The sequence below is a fragment of the Paenibacillus lentus genome, from assembly GCF_042714055.1.
Lineage (GTDB): Bacteria > Bacillota > Bacilli > Paenibacillales > Paenibacillaceae > Fontibacillus > Fontibacillus lentus_A.
The window spans coordinates 430,629-447,244 of the sequence record NZ_JBHGVC010000002.1 but is presented as its reverse complement, the minus strand read 5'-3'; the positions used below and the strand labels follow the sequence as shown (position 1 = coordinate 447,244).

12 protein-coding genes and 1 pseudogene are annotated in these 16,616 nt (G+C 43.0%); 6 read left to right on the top strand and 7 right to left on the bottom strand.

The window, feature by feature from the left end; genetic code table 11:
- Together ACE3MQ_RS05710 and ACE3MQ_RS05705 are read left to right on the top strand one after the other, a co-directional pair.
- Complete coding sequence (locus ACE3MQ_RS05710) at positions 1 to 936, top strand: YqhG family protein (protein ID WP_379391505.1); 936 nt, start codon at positions 1 to 3, stop codon at positions 934 to 936.
- Between the two features lie 156 nt (positions 937 to 1,092).
- Entirely contained in the window at positions 1,093 to 2,097 is a 1,005-nt protein-coding gene (locus tag ACE3MQ_RS05705; protein ID WP_379391503.1) for a hypothetical protein, read from the top strand.
- A 54-nt stretch (positions 2,098 to 2,151) separates the two neighbouring features.
- On the opposite strand, the gene ACE3MQ_RS05700 is transcribed toward ACE3MQ_RS05705, so the two are convergent.
- On the bottom strand, positions 2,152 to 2,370 hold the full coding sequence (locus ACE3MQ_RS05700; RefSeq protein ID WP_379391501.1) for a YqzE family protein: 219 nt from the start codon (positions 2,368 to 2,370) through the stop codon (positions 2,152 to 2,154).
- 199 nt (positions 2,371 to 2,569) lie between these two features.
- Between ACE3MQ_RS05700 and ACE3MQ_RS05695 the strand changes: the two genes are divergently transcribed.
- Positions 2,570 to 3,202: an N-acetylmuramoyl-L-alanine amidase family protein gene (locus ACE3MQ_RS05695; protein WP_379391867.1), complete on the top strand. Its 633-nt coding sequence runs from the start codon at positions 2,570 to 2,572 to the stop codon at positions 3,200 to 3,202.
- Positions 3,203 to 3,238: 36 nt separating this feature from the next.
- Here ACE3MQ_RS05695 and ACE3MQ_RS05690 read toward each other — a convergent pair whose 3' ends face one another.
- The gene (locus tag ACE3MQ_RS05690; RefSeq protein WP_379391499.1) at positions 3,239 to 4,042 is read right to left on the bottom strand and encodes an ABC transporter permease; all 804 of its coding nucleotides are present in this window, start codon (positions 4,040 to 4,042) and stop codon (positions 3,239 to 3,241) included.
- Positions 4,039 to 4,791, bottom strand: a complete 753-nt coding sequence (locus ACE3MQ_RS05685; protein ID WP_379391497.1) for an ABC transporter ATP-binding protein — start codon at positions 4,789 to 4,791, stop codon at positions 4,039 to 4,041. The genes ACE3MQ_RS05690 and ACE3MQ_RS05685 overlap by 4 nt, the downstream gene beginning before the upstream one ends.
- Positions 4,792 to 4,992: 201 nt before the next feature.
- On the opposite strand from ACE3MQ_RS05685, the gene ACE3MQ_RS05680 reads away from it, so the two are divergent.
- Complete coding sequence (locus tag ACE3MQ_RS05680; protein ID WP_379391495.1) at positions 4,993 to 5,751, top strand: LytR/AlgR family response regulator transcription factor; 759 nt, start codon at positions 4,993 to 4,995, stop codon at positions 5,749 to 5,751.
- Positions 5,744 to 7,072: a GHKL domain-containing protein gene (locus tag ACE3MQ_RS05675; protein ID WP_379391493.1), complete on the top strand. Its 1,329-nt coding sequence runs from the start codon at positions 5,744 to 5,746 to the stop codon at positions 7,070 to 7,072. The genes ACE3MQ_RS05680 and ACE3MQ_RS05675 overlap by 8 nt, the downstream gene beginning before the upstream one ends.
- A gap of 12 nt (positions 7,073 to 7,084) precedes the next feature.
- Here ACE3MQ_RS05675 and ACE3MQ_RS05670 read toward each other — a convergent pair.
- Positions 7,085 to 8,020: pseudogene (locus ACE3MQ_RS05670) on the bottom strand (ketopantoate reductase family protein).
- A 181-nt stretch (positions 8,021 to 8,201) separates the two neighbouring features.
- Between ACE3MQ_RS05670 and ACE3MQ_RS05665 the strand changes: the two are divergent.
- Positions 8,202 to 8,756, top strand: coding sequence for a TetR/AcrR family transcriptional regulator (locus tag ACE3MQ_RS05665; protein WP_379391491.1), 555 nt, complete (start codon positions 8,202 to 8,204; stop codon positions 8,754 to 8,756).
- Between the two features lie 1,065 nt (positions 8,757 to 9,821).
- On the opposite strand, the gene ACE3MQ_RS05660 is transcribed toward ACE3MQ_RS05665, so the two are convergent.
- Genes ACE3MQ_RS05660 through ACE3MQ_RS05650 form a run of 3 tightly spaced genes read right to left on the bottom strand, consistent with a single transcriptional unit; the run spans position 9,822 to position 16,590 of the window.
- Entirely contained in the window at positions 9,822 to 11,234 is a 1,413-nt protein-coding gene (locus ACE3MQ_RS05660; RefSeq protein ID WP_379391489.1) for a TIGR02679 domain-containing protein, read from the bottom strand.
- 11 nt (positions 11,235 to 11,245) lie between these two features.
- Complete coding sequence (locus ACE3MQ_RS05655; protein WP_379391487.1) at positions 11,246 to 15,355, bottom strand: TIGR02680 family protein; 4,110 nt, start codon at positions 15,353 to 15,355, stop codon at positions 11,246 to 11,248.
- Between the two features lie 11 nt (positions 15,356 to 15,366).
- The gene (locus ACE3MQ_RS05650; RefSeq protein WP_379391485.1) at positions 15,367 to 16,590 is read right to left on the bottom strand and encodes a TIGR02678 family protein; all 1,224 of its coding nucleotides are present in this window, start codon (positions 16,588 to 16,590) and stop codon (positions 15,367 to 15,369) included.
- Positions 16,591 to 16,616 lie beyond the last annotated feature (26 nt).

Genomic DNA, 16,616 nt, shown 5'->3' with positions numbered 1-16,616 from the left:
ATGACTATGACGATGGAGCAAATCCAGCAGTATGTTATGACCTACCTGGAAATAACCGAATGCCAACTTATTGAGAAATCGCCTCATCACGTTACCGTCAAGCTGTCTCCCCAAGCGGACAAGGATTTAACGAACCGCCCCTACTATTGGGGCTTTATCGAACGCACAGGAGCCGAACCGGAGACGATGTCCTTCAAGTTTGTTTTTGATGCGGAACGCCATGATGCAGAGCTTGCAGCAGCCGAACAAAATACAACCCCGCCGCAGGAGGATGAAATTCTCGGACGTCATTATGGAGCCGTGCGCCCTCTGCCGATCCTTGGCCCGGGACGGATTCAGCGCGAGGATATCGCCTTCGGAAGCCCGCGCCTCAAGCAAATTTTTAATGCCGCGCTTCGGGGCGGCCGCTGCGTATATCTGTTTGAGAGTACGGCGCCGAGACAGCGAATGACTTTATTGCCCGCAGCCTACGAGCCATGGCTGGGAGTCAATTTTAAAATCGAATTCTGCTGCGACATGAAAAGAGAAGAGCTGCGTTCCCTGGGGATTTCCCTGCTGACAGGGCAGATCGATACCTCTTTTACATCCAGACTACGGCCTCTGACGTTGGTTCCCCGCGTACCGGAGAATGTCCATATCGAGCCGACCAGACTAACCTTGGCCGAAGGCCGGGACGCTTTGGAGAGAATGATCCGTGCAGAAGTCGAAGCCTACGATCATACCTGGGCCGAGGAAGCCAACGAACGGCTTCAGGATGAGCTGCTGCTGATTGATGGCTACTATACCGACCTGCTTCGCGACCCGGACGAAGAAAGAAAAAAGCTCGTACAAGAGCAGTACGAATCGCGCCGTGGGGAAATACGCTGGCAGTACGAGCCGAGGATTGTCGTATCCGCAATAAACTGCGGCATCTTTCATTTGCGCTCGCGAAGGTGACGAATAATTGACCCTTCTCGCTAAAAGATTGCAAAAATAGAATCGATGCCGGACAAGCTTGCGCGACAGGTTGAGACAGCCTTCTCTGCGCTCGTCTTTTAAGATAGAAACAAGCTAACGTCCCAAATTATACGAAAGCTGGTGATCGATCTGCGCATGCTTCGCTTCCCATTTAGAATAAGCCTGGCCCTGCTGCTAAGCCTGATCCTCCTCGTCATTTCTTTACCAAGCCTCACCCAAGCCCATGATCAGGCTGGCCTGCAAGCCCCGTCCGCCCTGTTGGCCTCGGCACGCCCTGCGGCGGCTCCGGAAGACGCGATTCAATTCGCCAATAAGCTGATCAGTAAGCTGGCTGGAGACAAGCCCTTTACGAATTGGAAAGGAGCCAACCCGGAATTTCAGCCGCTTGGGCCTGGTACGCACGCATGGCTCATTACTTTATATCAACAGAATAGGCCTGTAGGATATCTCATTATCGGCGCTCAGCCGTCGGGAGGCTACGCCCTCATCGAATATGGAGCCGGATCGGAGCCGTTGTTCGACACCGCTTCGCTTCAGCGGGCGCTGGCCGCTGAGAATGGGTCATCCGATCACGCTTCGCTCCAATCGCTGCAAGTCGAGCAGCTCTATGCCGGGCCGCTTTTCGCTGAATGGCGCATTATTAACAGAACCAGCCAAAAGAGTGGACAGGCTGTGAAAGGCGATACGCTTGCTCTGCAGTACCGGGATGCCCGCAATGCAGATCCGCTGCCGGATAATGAATCGTTTTGGCAGAAACTTCTGTCTGCTCCAATGCAGCTGTCGGCCTCCATTGTCGCTAGCGGACAATCCCAGGCCATCCCAAGCCCGCCTACGGTTACCGCGGAGAGCTTTGATCCCAACAATAATCTCATGTGGCTGACAAGCGATAAACTAAAGCTCACAGCCTCCTCATTCGCTCGAGAGCTCCATCAGCATAAATCCCTGATCTTCGCGGCGAGAGGCGAGGATCGCAATTATACCTTACCTTTACCTGTCTATGGTTATCAGTCCTGGAGCCTATCGGACGACACCGCTGCCGAACGCTTATACATTCTGACCGGCTCCGCTTCATCCCCCCGATTCATCGCCTTCGATGAACTCGCCAAGGCCGGACAATTTTACAGTCCTACCGGTAAATAAATGCAGCAAAGCCTGGATCCGCTCCTGACAGCGCAGTATCCAGGCTTTCCTCTTTTACTTCTTAGCAGATTGAGGCCTCCCTTTCTGGTCATAAGAAGTTTTTTTCGCCATTTGCCCCCACCACATTCCCAGGCCAAACGGAACCATTCCGAACCATTTACGGCTCCAGGGCTCTTTCCCCTTCACCTTGCTCCGCCGGATATCCTTCGGGGTCTCCATGTAATCGACGACTCGCTCGGTAATGTATTTGACAAGCTCATCACCCTTTGCCATTTTCCGTCCTCCTTCTCTAACAGAATCATACCTGCCTATCGCTAGTGTGCTCCGTTTAACTTTCCCCTAAACAAGCCTTCATGCTCATGCATGATTTTTCAAACTCCGGCTCATTCTATAGTAGAGATATATTCGTGGAGGTGAATTCATGGGACGTAAATGTCTTCCTCTGCTTGTGCTAATATTCGCCTTCAGCAGTATGTACGGCTCTTATGCAGCTGCCGAGGACAACTCCTTTAGTCACGCTTTCCCTCAGCCTGTCATTCTCATCGATGCAGGTCATGGCGGAATTGATGGAGGAACTTCACATGGAGACATATTGGAAAAGGATATCAATTTGGAAATCGGACGCCGTCTTTACGTCATTCTTCGCAGCCAGGGCTACCGGACGATCCTGAACAGAACCGGAGATTACGCGCTTAGCGATGACAATCGTTGGCTGCGAAGCCGTTCCCGGCACTTGCGGGATTTGGCCCAGCGGAAGCAGCTCAGTGAAGAGCTCCCCTCGGAAATCGTCATCAGCCTTCATGTGAACTGGGGCAAAAACAATTCCAAGCGCGGCCCGATTGTTCTTCATCAATCCGAAGGCCGCAGCGCATTTCTGGCTTCTTCAATCCAGAACTCGCTGAACAACCTATATAGCACCTCATCCTTGCCGCAAATCGGCAAGCCCTTTTATTTGCTTAACCATGTGGATTGCCCTGCCGTCATTGTGGAAACAGGCTTCATTAGCAACACCGAAGACCGTACTCTGCTCAATAGCAAGCGCGGTCAGCAGAAAATCGCCGAAGCGATATACGGAGGAATTCTCCAATATTTTACGGCAATATAGAATTCGGCTCCCGGCCAACGTCCGGGGGCTGTTAATTCAGGCGTGAATATCCTTTCTTCCAAACGAAATCAGGGCAACGCTCAAGCATACTACAATGATTACAAGAGGAATAATCGCAGTACGAAAATAATCATTTGCACCGGCCAGCAGCACCTGCTGGGAATCCACCACATATATCCTGGAAAACTTCATGATTTGAGTCATTAAGGAATGATCAGAGATCGTGCGCAAAACGACAGATGAAGAATCCTTCAAATAACCCCCCAGGACAAAATCTCCAAATATAATGACAAAGGTTAGAACGACCGCTGGCGCCGTTTTTTCAACGATGATGCCCACCATCATGACCATGGCTGCGTAAGCCGATAAATACAAAATGTTAAAGCCGAGCACAGTGAGTACAATTCCTAAATCCTTCACCAGATGGGTTGTTCCGATGCGGGAACCTGTAATAACAACAGCAGCCATGTAAATCACGTAATAAAGCCCGAAAAATTGAAACAAGCACCAAAGTATCACTTTAATCTCCGAAACAAATTTCCCCATATAATAAGATCCTCTAGTCTGTCCTGAGGCAATAATAGGTTTAACTGTTCCATGCTCAAAGCCCTCTGTTGCAAAGAAGCAGGCTTGCACCGGAATAACAAAATACAAGAATAGAGATAAAGGAGTGACTACCCTAAGCGGCTCTATAAAATTGCTGACATGGAATCCCGACTTGGCTCCGATCCAAATAGGAAGTACCAGGCTTGCGATAAGAAAAAAGAAACAGATTCCCTGAACCATCGTGTCCTTCTTTAAATAATAGGCCTGTCCCCTAAGAAAGCTTTTCAAGGTCATACTCTTCTGCCTCCAATCAGTTCCATATAGTACTGCTCCAGACTTGAAGCGGATAAGTGGAGTCCGTCCAACGGAATACCTTGTCGGAGCAGTTCTGCAGATATTTCTTGGATAAGCCGCCCTTGATGAAGAAACCCGAATTTAGTAGCTATCAGCTGCAGCTCACTCAAGATATGACTGGATATTAAAATCGTCACCCCTTTATCGTTCACCAGACACTCTAAAATCTCTCGCATCTCGACAATCCCAGCAGGATCCAGCCCATTCAACGGCTCATCCAACACCAATAATTTAGGGTGATTAAGGAGGCTAACCGCGATTCCTAAACGCTGCCGCATTCCAAGAGAATAATGTGAAACCTTCTTTTTTCCACTCCCGGCTAAAGACACCGTATGCAAGACTTCTTCGATCCTGCTCTCATCCTCTATGCCAAACGCACGGCAATAAAAAATCAGATTTTCTTTTGCACTTAAATGCGGGTAAAGCGCAGGCCCTTCAATAAGATAGCCAATCTGGCGTCTGGCCAGATGCAGTCCTCGATGATCGCTTCTTCCAAACAGCTTTATTTCCCCCCTGGAAGGCTGAACCAAACCCGCAATAATCCTCATTAAGGTTGTCTTTCCGGCTCCATTCTCACCAATAAAACCATAAATGTCTCCCTCGGCGATCTTCATATCGATATCCTGGAGTGCATACGTAGCTCCATACCGTTTCGCCAATCCACTAGTCTCAAAAATGATGGTATCCACAAGAAATACACTCCCTTATTTTCTTGAGGCAACGATAGCATGCAGCTTGCGACGCAACACATAAATGTAATTATTAAGTCATTTCATGTCACTTTTGATTTGTTTATCAGTCTTCCAACAGGGAAGTGATATTTTAGCTTGAATATCCACGAATGTATAATAATATTAGGCAAGAAACAATTCTGAGCAGAGGTAATTTCAATGTTGATCGAAAATAATGAACATGTCATCCAAATAGCCATATGTGACGATGATCCCTGGATAACCGGACAGCTCGAGGAGCTAATTATAAATGCTGTCAGCAACTTATCTAGAGTGGACATCTCTATTTTTTACTCGGGGACAAGCTTCTCCAGAGCCATTCAACCCGGCTGTCCTTTTGATATTATTTTCATGGACATCGAAATGAAAGGCATTGATGGCATTCAAGCAGGACATTTGTTAAGGGAAAATGAGGATAATGATTTCGTACAGCTCATCTATATTTCCAGTTATGAGCAGTATCATGTGCAGCTCTTCGACGTTCAACCGTCTGGATTTGTTAAGAAGCCCATTGAACCCGAAGTTTTTGCGCATAAGCTCATTTCCGCGGTACAGAAAGTCATTCGCAAGCGGCAGCACGGCATGAAGAAATTTCTTCCGATTCAACAGAGCGGGAAAGAGCTGTTAGTTCCTTTTCGCGACATCATGTATATAGAAAGTAATTTAAGAAAAATTCATCTCTACACTCGAAATGAACAAATTGATTACTATAGCACGTTAAATACCGAAGAAAAGAAACTGCCCGCCAGCCATTTTATCCGTATACATCAGTCCTATATGGTTAATTGTTACTTTATTCGTGAGATCAGCTCTCATAAGGTCGTTCTGTTAACGGGTCAAGAACTACCCATCAGCGATAAAAAAAGTGCCTCCGCGAAACAAAATTATTTGAAGTTTAGGGGGAGTCTGATTGGATAATCACATCAGGATGGATGAGCTGTTTTATCTAGCCACCTTCCCACTGTTGGCATGGATCATTCATTATTTTTTCCGCCATTTCTTCGTCTGCCGTGTCAGGAATAAACTTAACCTCGCCATTTTCTATGCCTTGTATTTTGGATGCCATACCATTCTGCATATTAGTTCTTGGCCGAGTTCTGTCCTGCTAGTCACAAACACAGCATTGATCATCCTGTTATCCTCGCTCTACAGGGGGAGCCTCAAATGGAGGATCTCTGCTGCCTTATTTCTGGTAGCTTTGATTATGCTATCCGATGTCGTCATCCAAGCAGTCATCCAACCGATATTCTCCGTTCATGGTTATATCATCAGCCTGTTTCTTTCCAAACTGCTCATGTTCATGCTGGCATATGTCTCGATACGCACAGTTCATGCCTTTGGCGAGGGCAATTTATCGGGATGGTATTGGCTGCTGCTGCTTTGTGTTCCGCTTGTCAGCGTCCTTGGAATGGTTCAAATCACAAATCACCTATTCTTTCGGACTTATCATGCTCTGATTCCTGCAATCTCCTTGGGCCTGTTGATCATCAATTTCTTGATGTTGATGTTGTGTGACCGGATCCTTTGTGTTCAATCGGCATTAAATCGAAGCCAGCAGCTGGAGCTGCAAATGACTTACTATACGAAGCAATATGAGTGGATTCAAGAACGGCATGAGGCCACCTCCAGACTTCAGCATGATTTCAAAAACATTCTGCTTGGACTGAAGGCACAGCTGAAATCGAATGAGGAGAGTAAAGTAATCAGGGAGATCAACGAAGTACTTGGGGAAATGGAGAACACGGCAGGGCTATGCAATAGCGGAAACATGATCATCGACTCCATCATCAATTACAAAGCCCAAATCGCAAAAAATCACGACATTCCCTTCCACATCGATTTGAACATCCCGCCACAGTTAGAGCTGGATACGATAGTTATCAGCGTCATTTTAGGAAACGCCCTAGATAATGCGATCCATGCAAGTATAGAAAAGGTAAATGTTGAGCCTTACATCAAGCTGCAGATGCATTATTTGAATGGCAGCTTGTTCATGCGGTTTCAAAATCCATATGTTCATGAAATTCTCACAAATCGGCAGGGAGATTTCTATTCGACGAAACCTGACGCACACTCCCGACTAGGCTTAGGAATTAAAAACATCAAAAAGATCGTTGACGATAACTATGGGCTCGTGGATATTTCTTACCGCAACCATCTTTTTGAACTTGAAATTGTTCTGTTTCATGTTAGGAAGAAGGCTTCCAAAACTACTGCACAGCAATTTTTAGAAGCCTGACTAAGTTAAAAGCTACTGGGGTACGGACAGCTTGGTGTTAAACCGCTCCTCCAGCACATCCCAGTTGGGAGTAGAAACGTTGGATTGTTTCTTCCAATCGTGAAACACGCGGCTTAAAGCGGCGATTTCATAGGCAGAACCGTCGACCAGCCGGCTGACCGGCAGAATATGATATATTTTTAAAAGCAGACGCAGCAGCATGGGGTGCTTACGAATCAATGAAGCTTGTTTGGCCGGCGTTAGGGGATAACCCTGGGTTTCCAGTAGGCGGAAGCCTTCGTCCATGGCTGCGATCATTTGCCGCAGCAGCTTGTCGTCTCCGGCGATTTTTTTCATGCGATGCTCATGGATAATCGTTACAAAGGTCAGCGCTATGATAGGCACAATATGGTTCTTCAGCCAAGCGTCTATATTTTCGTGATAGACAAGCTTGTACTTCGTTTTCGCGAACACTTGATTCAGCTCGGCTTTAAAGGGAAGCGGACCATTCAATCCGCCGAGTACCATCTGCACGCTGCCGCGGATACAGACGATTCGCCCGTTTTCTCTGCTTCCGGCGCTAATTTGGAACCCGAAGGCGATATTTTTGTGCGTTTTACTATGCTCCTTTAAGTAGTTTTGCATATCATGGGCATCCGTATTATTGCCTACCAGAACGAGATTGCTGCTCCGATTGTTGGCCAGAATAGGCAGCACCGCCGGAAAGTCCGTATATTTCATGACGACAAAGATGAGATCATAGATATCGCTCTCTTCCAGCATCCGGATGACGCGCACCGGATCCACCGTCGTTTTCCGCTGAAAATAATGGCGGATGACAAGTCCCTCCTTCTCAAGCTACTCCGCCCGTTTTCCTCTGGCCAATACAGTCACATCATTGCCCCCGCATACAAGTACATGGGCTAAATAACTGCCTATGACACCTGCGCCATAAACCAATACTCTCATGCTGCAATCCTCGCTTTCCTGCTTTTATATTTAATGAACACTTGTTGCATAAATAACACTTGTTAACTACAATTACGATAGCATTCGGCGAAACAGCGGATCAATCGGTAATATTTTTGATTTTGTTGAGTATTCAACAAATGTGCTTGGATTGTCTAAAAAGGAACAGGGAGAGATAGCTATGGACAGGCGAATTCTAAAAACGAGGCAGGCCATTATGGAAGCTTTTATCGGGATGATGGAGGAGAACAGCTTTGAGAAGATTACGATAAACGCCATTGCGGAGCGGGCGAATGTCAACCGGGGAACCGTCTATTTGCACTTTACGGATAAGTACGACCTGCTGGATCAGTGCTTCGAAACGTATTTGCAGTATTTGTATGAAAGCTGCATGCCTGACGGAGATCATAGCAAGGTGTCCGCCAAACCTTTGCTGCTTCGCACATTCGAATTTTTAGAGCGCAATTCCTCCATTTACTCCACACTCCTGACGAGCAAGGGAGTTCCCGCATTCCGAAAACGAATGATGGCGATGATGGAGATGGGGATCGAGGAGCATATCAAAAGCTGCGGCATCAGCCCGGGCATAAATCGGGAAATCCTCGTCCAATTTCTGTCCGTTGCGGTAGCCGGTCTGGTGGAATGGTGGATTATCAATTCGATGCCCTACACTCCGGCGGAAATGGTGGAACAATTGATGCTGATTCAGAATTTGATCTTGCCGGAGCAGACTTGATGGGGATGAGGGAGCTCGGACAATAAGTTGTTTTGTTTACTACCGGATACATTTCAAGTTCCCTGATCGGGCTTCGTGATACTCCTGGCTTTGCCTCATATGGTGTTTCGTAGGAGATAAAAAATTCGGCTTAAGTAGGGCTCCCAGCGCGTGATCCCCGTTTATTCGGGTAAACCAACATAAATTGTACGATCTTGTTATCGGCTGGGTTTAGTGAAAAGTACTGAATTACCCTGGACAAGCCTGTAAATCAAAGAATGACTATAGGCAGGTGCTTGTTATGCCCGGCATACGTTCGATTCTCATGGTAGTGCTTACCTGGATACTGACGCACAATATTTTAAACATGTATATTGCGTTCGTTGCCCTATAGGCAGGCATCACATCGGCAACGGTAGTTTACGCGGCCATGATATCATGAGCAATTGCAGCCAATGCTGCTGCAAACTGCACAAGCCATACAAGAAGTGAAGAAGGCGTATAAATATCCTCCTCATGCCATTAACACGACCGTATGGGAATAATGTCCATCGTTGGTGGCGGTATTATTGTCGGTGCCTTCTGGAGCTTGTGAGAGTACAATCTTTTCTGGGAGTTTTGTTGATACTGCTGATTATTGCGTTGGTTATAGCGTGGAGTGCGAAGAGCTATGGGTGTTCCATGGAAACGATGAAGATACATATCCATCTTCCGTTTTGAGGCTATCCCTCCGCAAAAAATCGATGTTTTTTATCAGCCTGATTTATAAAAGTTGAATGCAGACGTTTTGGTTCCAAACGCACACAGTAGCCGAAGATCCTTAAAACAAGCGAGCCTATGGCATAGCCTGGAGACCCGCTTGTTTGGATATATCGCTTTTTTCTAAGATTCGAATGAGCTTGTATGGGATTTTGCGCAGCTTGTAAAAATCTTTCAGCGGCGGCAAGCGAAAAATCTGCGATGGACTTACCTAATCGATTTCCTGCGCCACGGCGGTCGTATCCATTGCGCCGCCAACTTAATAATACCTAGGTAAAATAAGCGCTTTACGCAATGACGTGTTCTCCTATACCATCGAATAGCTTACTAAATCAACTCAGGTAACGCCTGAAACCAATCCTCTTTTAACTCCTTACCAAATAACTCCTGATAAACCTTAGCCCCAAAATCCACCATTTCTTTTTCTAGCCCACCTTCAGAAGCTTTAAGATATTTTAAATCCTCTTCAGATAGAATATTACTTTTGGGTTCAACATACTTAAGGTATATCAAAGGATCCATTCGCCATGCATAGAATTGTGCTGGAAAGAACTGTTTTTCCATTCCTTTCAACATCTTAATGCCTGGAACATCAAGATCACCTGAATAATAAATAGAGCAGTTTGGATTTGACTCTAAGCATCTCTTAATAAATACCTTCGAAGCAGTTCTCGATTGTCCTATCGTACACAAGAGAACTGGAAAGCTTATTGGAAGCTGCTCTATCGATAATTTGTTCAGATTAAGAATATGAATTAGTTCATCTACCAAAAAAGAGATAATAGATGGGTTCTCAATAATATACAATGACGGGTATTTGGGGAACTCGTCCATATCCTCGATTTCTCGTAGATTTAAGGTTCGGGGAGAAGTCCCCCTTATTAGATTGGGTGCGAATACATGGGAAATAGAACTAATATCATCATCAAGGATATCAAAATCTCTATAAATTTGACGGTCAAACAAATACTCTGGCACGACAGTTATATCATTATCACTTCCATTATGATTTATCCTTTGACTATATATATCATATAGTGCATACCACAGCAATCTTCCTACTACTGTGTTTCTTTTATCAAAGGCATGAGAATCACCTGTAACATGAGCTGCAAAGGTAGGTATTCTAATTTTCCCAGTAGAAATTCCTCTTTCATTAAACATCTGGTCTTTTCTCATGAGCAAATGCCATAATGCACTAAGGCAATGATATAAATCCAAATATACATTCGAACCTTTGTCAAATGCATATCTTAAGACCCCATAACCCTTAGCCTCTCCTGTCTTCAATCTTTGAAACCAGTTAAATGTCATTGGAATAAATTTATCGAGATCGGAGTCAGTGATATTAAATTCATTGATGAAATCCTGTTCAACTTTAGCAAAGAGATTAGTCCAATTAAATAATTTCAATTCTTTCTGTTCACGTTTTGTGAGCAACTGCGTACCATACAAAACTTCATAGAGATCAGGAATTGTTAACTCATACCCTCGCTTTAACTCCTCCGCAATAATTGTCAGAGGTACTTCAATCTCCGTCCCAACAGAAATAAGTTGTTTTACACGATCTCCAAAATAATCCTGTAACCTTTCAGCCTCGGATTGCGAATGTACTATAATATGTGCATTCCCTCTTACACCATTCAATCCTTTGTACTTGCCAAACACTGCACCCAATAAATTTCCAAGTAAAGGGTCTGAATAGTACTGCCTGACTGTCTTACGATTTAAGAGTTCCATAACATACCTCTCTAATCAAGCAATTCCTTACTCTCCCCATCCCAGCGATAATGGAATAAGGTAACAAACTCTGCATCTCTTGGCCTGTATATTTCATAGATTGCTAGTCTTGGCACGGTATCATAACACCCCCATAACACTTGAGATGTCATAATATAATCAAACCCCATATCAGTAAGCAAATGGAACATATCTCGCATATTAGCATCATCAACCCCTGCGAACGCTTCATCCAAAGAAATGATTTGGGGCGCATCCGCATTAGCCTCACTATACCTTGAATAAGTAGCAGCAAATAGCGGGATATACATTGCCATTGCTTTCTCGCCTCCGCTCAAGACATTAAATTTCTGGTCAGTCAGTTCCGTATAATTTGTTCTGCTGCCTTTAATATGTTCCAATTTAAATTCGAACCATGAGCGGTAGTCTAATTGTGAATAAATATAATTACGCAACATCCCATCTTCCCTTTGGGAGTCTTGTTTTGCTTGTAAAATCCTCTTTCGGAAATGAGCAATGACTTGTTCTATTTCCTCATCACTCATTCGATGTTGATCTAGCATCAATAAACTGACCAATTTTTCTGTATCGAGCTCATCTTCATTTTTACGTTGTAAAGGGATCCATTTAAGGGATAATTTTAAGCCACTTGATGTATTTCTTTGCCTCATCAAAGTGTCCATTTGATCAGCCCAGGCCTTTGCACGATGTATTCGTTTACGAATTGCTTTCCCTACACTTCCTATAATGATTTCCTCATAAAGTTCCCGGTCTTTATCGGTTAATAGTATTTGTTGCTCTTCAATTTGTTGTTTTAACTCATTTAATAACATACTCGGGGACATTGGGTGCAAGCGATCTCTTTTGGAAAGTATAATGATGCGGCTAGACGCAGACTCATCTTTATCCAATTCAATTACGAACTCTTGCAAATTTACCTTTGATTTATGATACTCCTCTATCAAATCACTGGTTACCCTCTCTAGAGAAACATTGAAGAAAAACTGGGCATATTCTTTTACAATCTGCTCACAAAAGATAACTATGTCATCTAAAGAAGATTCATTTGTAATTGATACCATGAAATTCTTCGATAAAGGTAATAAAGCAAGACGTATTTCACTTTTCCATTTTTCAATCACATTATTAAGCAGGTCATGGCTTTCGTTCAAATTCTCACGATAAAATTCAAAATTTCCTTCGGCTTTACCAAGTTGAATACTTTGTTCTTCTTTAAACTCACGCAATCGCAAAATCTCATTGTTCAACATGGATTTTTCGTCTTTATACTTCTTGATTCGTCTATGAATATCATCAATTCCCATATTTGCAACGATTTCCGTTAGTATCTCTACCTGTGCCATTAGTTTCGCTTCATGATTTTTCTTATACTCTTCCTCTATCTGATCTTCCTCAATAATTGCAATCAGATCAGCATATTGTCCTTCTAATATCTCCTTACTTTGCAAAGTATTTCGGTACTGTATCCAATGCGATTGTAAATCAGAAATGTTAGCTTGATAAGTGGAGCAATGCTCTATTGCTTCGTTAATTTGCGACTCATTTTTTAACCGTGACCAGTCCGCCGTTTGCTCCATTAATTTAACCTGCAGCCTTCTCCAATCAGATACTTTTAACTTGTAACGGCTTTCCACTTGTTGTTCATGTTTCATTAAATGTTCCAGTTGAATTGTCATTCTAAATACTATTTCCAGTTGATTCTGCAGTTCACCATCAGAAGGGAATGAATTTAACTCAAAGCCCATATCTTGTTGATGAATAGATAATTCCTGAAGCTGCTGATCAATGTCTCTCAGTTGTTCATCTTTTTGTTGTATTTCTGCTTCCAGCTTTATCATTGTTAATTCTTTTGTTCGTAACCGGTTAGCCTCGCCGATGAATTCTGACCGCGATTTCGAGTTATTTTTTCCAACCAAAGGTCCTATGCTGAAATAACCTGAGTTTGTTATCAATGCTATGGCCTTTTTATCTAAAGTTGGCAAGAAACCTGACTGATTCTTCCAACCTATAGAATTAAGGACCTGATTAATATCCTCAGCAGATAGACCGCTTTTAGCTGTTGGTGTTGCACGCAGAACTGATCCAAGTGTCTCTCCTTCTTTATAACTCGAAGGTTCAATTTGAACCCATACCTCTTCAGTATTTTCTATCTCAAGTAAACCTAGTTGCCCGCCTGGCAAGATCCATGCATCGAGCAATCCTGCCTGATCTAAAGTCTCCTCGAGTTGTGCTTGCTGACTTTCGCCTAATGTCTCATTAAAATCACATACTGAATACAGGGGAGCTCCTGTCTTTGGTTTTCTCTCTTTCCTTGAAAAATCTCTACCTTCTTTTCTTTTAGGCTCCGGTTCTTTGGATGTCTTCCATTCATTCATTTCCTGTTCTAACTTGAATTTATCTTCTTGAATAGCGGCTCTTTTTTGATTCAAATGAACCTTTTGCTGAATATATGTCTCTTTTTGTTGCTCATAAATTTGGATAGCCGGCTGTCTTACTGATGCATATTGACGGTTATTAATGTTGATTAAAGTTAAAGCTCGTAAACTTTCCCTAAGTTGCTCTCCTTTCGCAGGCAAACACTTCAAATTTTCATACCACGACACTAAATCTTCTCTGATGTTATCTTTTTGTCTTTCTAACATTTCTTCTTGATTATTTTTTTCTCCTTCAGCTTGGTGCCGTTCTTGAAGAACTTCTCCAAGCTGTATCTCCATCTCTCTCGCTGCTCTTGCTGCCTCCTCCTCTTTTTTTGCAGTATCTCGAGCTGCTAATAATCGCTTCTTATGGGTATCCAGGTCTTGCATCCAATTTTTATGCCACTGATTTTCCTCTGGAATCTCACGATGCCATATCCCAACATAAATATCATGCTCACTAAATTCGATCACTCGCGCCATATTTTCTAATTCATCAATCGATTCGTTCTGTTTTTGAATAATTTGATCTAATGACTCAGTTGAATTCAAAATGTCTTGCTCTAGTTTCCTCAGTTTAGATTGATTCGAAGTGATCCTCTCTTTAAGTATCTGGAGCTGCTTTCGAATCTCCCCTAATTGTTCTTCTTGAAGCTCAAGCTCTCTTTGTTTTCCCATAGCCTCGCCTTTTGTTAAAACTTCTAGCTCCGCCTCAATAGTGCCATACCTCTGTTCATAATCAGTTAATTTCCTAACAATTTCATCTTTCGTCGTTTCTATTTCTTTTAATTTCTTTTCCGCTTGGTCTAACAGACCATAATTCTTATTTCGAACTTTCCATTTCCGGAGCACATCATCTGAGGCTTGTTGTAATAGGAATTGATTATACCTCTCATAGCTCTGTTCAATTTTACTAAGTTCCTGCACATGTAATTGAAGCTCGTCTAAACGATCCGCAATTTGATCCATATCCTCAAGAACATCAGACAATGAGCTTAAGTCTTCTTCTAAAAGGGCCGGAAGGGATTTATTTAGGATTTCATAGATCGACGAAGGCTTTAAGTCTTTAGATAATTTGGGACTTCGCAGCTCTAACAAGAGCTTTAATAAATCCTTATAAGACTCTGCTTCCCTGAATCCGAATACTGCCTTATTCACCATATCTCGATATGCACTTTGCTCCTGAACAACTTGTCCGCCAGAATTTATTACTTCTTCTAATGTTTTACGGTTAAGCGGGACTTTTTTGCCTTCTTCCAACCATAAATTTCGATCATACAGATAAAAATTTTCACCTATTCTTCGATTATCTTCTAGTAAAAATCCCCAAAAACCTATTTGAGGGAGGCCACGGCGCGCCCTTAGTCCAATACCGATCGTTTTATGTAGTTTCTTACCAGTATGATAAAATTCAAGCCAAAGATAACCAGTTCTATCGGTGTGCCCCTGATGAGCATCACCTAGCAGATAATATTCAAGACGCCGATCTCGCGAACCAAATGGATCTAGTCGCTCTGGTCTCTTATCTCCATCTAACACCAGCGGAATAAAACTTTGCATTGTGACTGATTTACCTGAGCCATTAGTTCCCCTTAAAATTAATCTCCCGTCTTCAAAAAGGAATTCTTCGTCGTCGTAATACCAAAAATTTAGAATTCCGGCCCTATTCATTTGCCACCGTTCCATATCAAATCCTCCTAATCGACCTGCTCTGTGGCTCCGTATTCAACTTCCCATCTACCTCCAGCTCCATTGATTACAAAAAACATATGATCTTCCCAATGTCCAAATCCCCATTCACTTAAGTGTTCACAGATATCCTCGGCTAATGAGGACGAATTCATCTTTTTATGTTCATTAGTCCAAAATTCTCCGAACCGTTCCTTTAAATGAATAAGTAGACGTTCAATTTCATTTTTTGTTAAACGTAATAAACCATTCAAATCAACCTTTGTATCTAACGTATCATTCATTACCATCATTCGAACCTCTCCACATAAGAGCATTGCTAGATCAGACAAGGCAAGCTGCGTTGGAAATATCTCTGACCCCGACATAGAATCGGCTTCGAAAAAGAGAATCCCCTCTCTGTAGCGGTTTCCTTCCCATCCAAACATTGTTTTCAAATTCTTAATCAAGAAATTAGCTTCATTCTCTAAGTATGACAGATTCCCATGCCACTGATGATTAAGTACCACAGGTTCTAATAGGAACCGACGGTATAGATCATGTCTATTTCTTATCTCAATTTCCTTAGAATCATTTCCATAAAACATCGTTTCCTTTAGTTCATCTATACTTGTATAATTGGATAACTCGGTAGGAAAATTTCTAAGAATATAACGCGAATACATCGTACATTCATATAGCACATCATAATGCTCATAATTAGAAGCCCAGTTAGATTCTTCACCATCTACCGCCTGAACGATATTCAAATTTTTTAATTTCTTTAATGCCCTGGCCATAGATAGGCGGTGGTAATAATTTGCCCAATTCACGTCCATTCCTTGTTCGATCATATAATGTCTGATTTCAATTACTAATTGGGTCAGTAAAAACTGTTCGCCCTCTGTCTTGTTCTCCAAATACCACAAACTATAGGTAAATAAGGAATAATCTAATGGCTCTCGAAACTCCTGAAATCCCATCCAAGGTAAAGCAATCGTCGGAACTTTCTCTAACTTTATGAAATTCCTGTTTAAAATGATTGAGTAACCTGCATAGTGCATAAACCAATCTTTTATTTCAAGATATTGGTCTTTGATCCAGTAATAGATTTCAGCATCCTTTTTCTTATCAATCCACGGTCGGTTTAATAGAGCATTCATACAGATTTGTTTCCTCTTTCCGATCTCACTGCGGTCAAAACGGTTCATTCTTTGCCTTCTAACACTTGCCTTACCGACTTTGATTCTCATCTCTTAGGTTATCCCCTTTCCGGAAG

Coding starts and splice junctions, on each gene's coding strand:
- ACE3MQ_RS05710 (WP_379391505.1), top strand. CDS start 1: ATGACTATGACGATGGAGCAAATCCAGCAGTATGTTATGACCTACCTG.
- ACE3MQ_RS05705 (WP_379391503.1), top strand. CDS start 1,093: ATGCTTCGCTTCCCATTTAGAATAAGCCTGGCCCTGCTGCTAAGCCTG.
- ACE3MQ_RS05700 (WP_379391501.1), bottom strand. CDS start 2,370: ATGGCAAAGGGTGATGAGCTTGTCAAATACATTACCGAGCGAGTCGTC.
- ACE3MQ_RS05695 (WP_379391867.1), top strand. CDS start 2,570: ATGTACGGCTCTTATGCAGCTGCCGAGGACAACTCCTTTAGTCACGCT.
- ACE3MQ_RS05690 (WP_379391499.1), bottom strand. CDS start 4,042: ATGACCTTGAAAAGCTTTCTTAGGGGACAGGCCTATTATTTAAAGAAG.
- ACE3MQ_RS05680 (WP_379391495.1), top strand. CDS start 4,993: ATGTTGATCGAAAATAATGAACATGTCATCCAAATAGCCATATGTGAC.
- ACE3MQ_RS05665 (WP_379391491.1), top strand. CDS start 8,202: ATGGACAGGCGAATTCTAAAAACGAGGCAGGCCATTATGGAAGCTTTT.
- ACE3MQ_RS05660 (WP_379391489.1), bottom strand. CDS start 11,234: ATGGAACTCTTAAATCGTAAGACAGTCAGGCAGTACTATTCAGACCCT.
- ACE3MQ_RS05655 (WP_379391487.1), bottom strand. CDS start 15,355: ATGGAACGGTGGCAAATGAATAGGGCCGGAATTCTAAATTTTTGGTAT.
- ACE3MQ_RS05650 (WP_379391485.1), bottom strand. CDS start 16,590: ATGAGAATCAAAGTCGGTAAGGCAAGTGTTAGAAGGCAAAGAATGAAC.